The sequence below is a fragment of the Acidimicrobiales bacterium genome (genome assembly GCA_036270875.1).
Classification (GTDB): Bacteria; Actinomycetota; Acidimicrobiia; order Acidimicrobiales; family AC-9; genus AC-9.
Window position 1 is genome coordinate 1 of record DATBBR010000025.1, and the last position, 3,176, is coordinate 3,176.

Consider the following 3,176-nt stretch of genomic DNA (forward strand, 5'->3'; position numbering starts at 1 on the left):
GTTGCATGTGTTGCCCGACTTCACGATGTAGGAGTGGTGCGGGCCCGACGTCGCGACGACGGTGCACAAGGGCCGCAGCAGGAAGTCGAGGATCGGCTGGTAGAGGAAAACGCAGACCGTGGCGGCCACGAGGTAGGCGACGACGGCGATGATCACGCGCCGGCGGAGCTCGCCCAGGTGCTCCCCGAGCGTCATGTTGTCCGGCGACGGCTTGTTCTTCTTCTTGGCCGTGAAGGGGAGGGTCACCATGGCGGCGTCAGTTCAGGGTGGGGTCAACCGGCACCGCGACGTCGGCCGGCTGGGGTGCCACGGCGGGCCTGCCGTTCGTCGACGGCACCGGGCTCTCCGCGCTCCCGCCGTCCGGCACCACGCCGACGATGCCGTCAGTTCTGTCAGTTCCGTCAGTTCGGTCAGTTCCGTCGGTCCCGCCGGCGCCCGCCTCGCTCACGGCGCCTCCCGCACCCGCTTCCACACCCGCACCGACGTCCGTCGCCCCCTCCCCCGCCCCGTTCGCGGTAGCACCGGCAGGGGATGGATCCGACCCGTCGGCGGCCTCGTCGCCCTCGGAAGGCAGGTTCGAGAGGTGGGTCAGCAACGCCGCCGGCGACCGGGCCAGGCGGGCGATCTCGGAGGTCGGCGGCAGGTCGGGCATGGAGGAGCGCACCTCCGACTCCATGCGGTGGCGGAAGTCGTTGAAGGTCCTCCAGGCGCCCCCGATCTGGCGGGCGAACTGGGGCAGCTTGTCGGGCCCGAGCAGGATGATCGCGACCACGGCGATCACGATCAGCTTGCCTGGGTCGAGGTTGAACATGTCCCCTCACTCTACGGTGCCTCCCACCAGCCCCAAGGGCCAGGGCCCAGGTCCAGGCGCCGGAGCGCCCGGTACCCCGCTCCGGGGAGGCGGGACCTCAGAGCGACTGGATGAGCCGCTCCACCCGTTCGTCGTGCGATTTGAACGGATCCTTGAGCAGGACGGTGCGCTGGGCCTGGTCGTTCAGCTTGAGGTGGACCCAGTCGACGGTGAAGTCCCGCCGCCGCTCCTTGGCCCGCTTGACGAAGGCCCCCCGCAGCCGGGCCCGGGTCGAATCGGGGGGCTTCGTCATCGCCTCGGTGATGGCCTCGTCGGTGCACGTCCGGTCCATCTCGTCGCGCTGCTGCAGCTTGTAGAAGAGGCCGCGCGAACGGTCGACGTCGTGGTACATCAGGTCGATCATCGCCACCTTCGGGTGCGACAGCGAGACGTCGTGGCGCCGGCGCATCTGCTCGACGAGGCGGTACTTGGACACCCAGTCGCACTCGCGCCACAGGGACGTCGGGTCGGCCTCGAGGCCCTTCAGGCAGTGCTCCCACATGTCGAGGGCGCGGTCCTCCTCGGGCGACAGCCCTCGCCGCTCCCGGAACTTCAAGGCGCGCTCGAGGTATTCGATCTGGATGTCGAGCGCCCGCATCTCGCGCCCGTTCGCCAGCCGAACCCGTCGTTGGCAGGTGATGTCGTGGCTGATCTCGCGGATGGCCCGGATCGGGTTCTCCAGGGTCAGGTCGCGCAATACCGTCGAGGAATCCTCGAGCATCGCCAGCAGGATCGACGTGGTGCCGATCTTCAAGAAGGTGGCGTACTCGCTCATGTTCGAGTCGCCCACGATCACGTGCAAGCGCCGGAAGCGCTCGGCGTCGGCGTGGGGCTCGTCCCTCGTGTTGATGATCGGGCGGCTCCGGGTCGTCGCGGACGATACGCCCTCCCAGATGTGCTCGGCCCGCTGGCTGAGACAGAAGACGGCGCCCCGGGCGGTCTGCAGCACCTTCCCGGCGCCGGCATAGATCTGCCGCGAGACGAGGAAGGGGATGAGCACTTCCGTGTAGCGGTTGAACTCGTCGTTGCGCTCGGTGAGGTAGTTCTCGTGGCACCCGTAGGAGTTGCCTACCGAGTCCGTGTTGTTCTTGAAGAGGTAGACCTCGCCGCGGATGCCCTCCTCGCGCAGCCGGGCCTGCGCGCCCGTGACGAGCTGGGCCAGGATCCACTCCCCCGCCTTGTCGTGTATGACGACGTCGCTGATCTTGTCGCACTCGGGCGTCGCGTACTCGGGGTGGCTCCCGACGTCGAGGTACAGACGCGCGCCGTTCTCCAGGAACACGTTGGACGAGCGGCCCCAGGACACGACACGCCGGAACAGGTAGCGCGCCACCTCGTCGGGGCTCAGGCGGCGCTGCCCGCGCAGGGTGAAGGTCACCCCGTACTCGTTCTCGACTCCGAAGATGCGCCGTTCCACCGGGTCAACCGTACCCCTGGCTATGCCAGCAGCCGAGCCATCTCCTCGTCGTCGATGCGCCGGAAGGTTCGCCGCCCGTTGCCCCGGCTCAGCGTGGCGACCTCCAGGTCGACGGCGCCCAGCGTGCGGTCGGGGCCCGACAGCGCGGCGGTCGCCGCCTTGATCGCCTCGCTCAGGTCCCAGCCTTCCTGCCAGGCGGCCGCCACCCGCTCGGTGATCGTCTCGGCGTCGCCGCCCAGCACCGCGAAATGGTCCTGATCGGTGATCGTGCCCTCGTAGGCGATGTGGTACAGCTGGTTCTCGGTGTCGCTGAGCTCGGCGACCAGGATCTCGACCTCGAGCGGCTTCATCTCGTGGGTGAACACGTTGCCCAGGTACTGCGCGTAGAGGTTGGCCAGCGACCGGGCGTCCACGTCCTCTCGGGAGAACGCATAGCCCTTCGTGTCCGCGTGGCGGATGCCGGCCACCCGCAGCTGGTCGTATTCGTTGTACTTGCCGACGCCGCCGAACGCGATGCGGTCGTAGATCTCGCTGATCTTGTGCAACGACCGGGAGGGGTTCTCGGCCACCATGGCGATCCCGAGGTCGTACGTCGTCGCCACGAGCGAACGGCCCCGGGCGATGCCCTTCTGGGCGTATTCCGCCCGGTCCTTCATGACCTGTTCGGGGGCCACGTAGAACGGCATGCTCATCGCGCACGCTCCGACTGCAACCGGGTCGCGAGCGCTCCGAAGCGCCCGGCCACGTCCGCCTCGGGCACCTCGCGGTAGCCCGTCGCATCGACGATCGCCACGATCGGGTAGATGCCCCGGATGGGGTCGGGGCCGCCGGTGGCGGAGTCCTCGTCCGCCGCGTCCCACAGGGCGCGGATGGCCAGGTTCAGTCCCTCCTCCAGCGGCAGGTCGGCGC

At 68.8% G+C, this 3,176-nt stretch carries 5 protein-coding genes; all 5 read right to left on the minus strand.

What is annotated here, in order from left to right; translation table 11 throughout:
- Positions 1-249 (minus strand): twin-arginine translocase subunit TatC (locus VH112_02500; GenBank protein HEX4539088.1); only part of this gene is annotated, 249 nt, incomplete at its 3' end.
- 7 nt (positions 250-256) lie between these two features.
- Positions 257-811 (minus strand): twin-arginine translocase TatA/TatE family subunit, encoded by a 555-nt coding sequence (locus VH112_02505; protein ID HEX4539089.1) that lies wholly within the window; start codon positions 809-811, stop codon positions 257-259.
- A gap of 97 nt (positions 812-908) precedes the next feature.
- Positions 909-2,267, minus strand: coding sequence for a Pup--protein ligase (gene pafA, locus VH112_02510; protein HEX4539090.1), 1,359 nt, complete (start codon positions 2,265-2,267; stop codon positions 909-911).
- 20 nt (positions 2,268-2,287) lie between these two features.
- Positions 2,288-2,959 (minus strand): proteasome subunit alpha, encoded by a 672-nt coding sequence (gene prcA, locus VH112_02515; protein ID HEX4539091.1) that lies wholly within the window; start codon positions 2,957-2,959, stop codon positions 2,288-2,290.
- On the minus strand, positions 2,956-3,176 hold a 221-nt coding region (locus tag VH112_02520), incomplete at its 5' end, for a proteasome subunit beta (GenBank protein ID HEX4539092.1). The genes VH112_02520 and prcA, both read right to left, overlap by 4 nt.

Excerpts from the sequence above, each read along its gene's own strand:
- prcA (HEX4539091.1), bottom strand. The coding sequence starts at position 2,959 with ATGAGCATGCCGTTCTACGTGGCCCCCGAACAGGTCATGAAGGACCGG.
- VH112_02505 (HEX4539089.1), bottom strand. The coding sequence starts at position 811 with ATGTTCAACCTCGACCCAGGCAAGCTGATCGTGATCGCCGTGGTCGCG.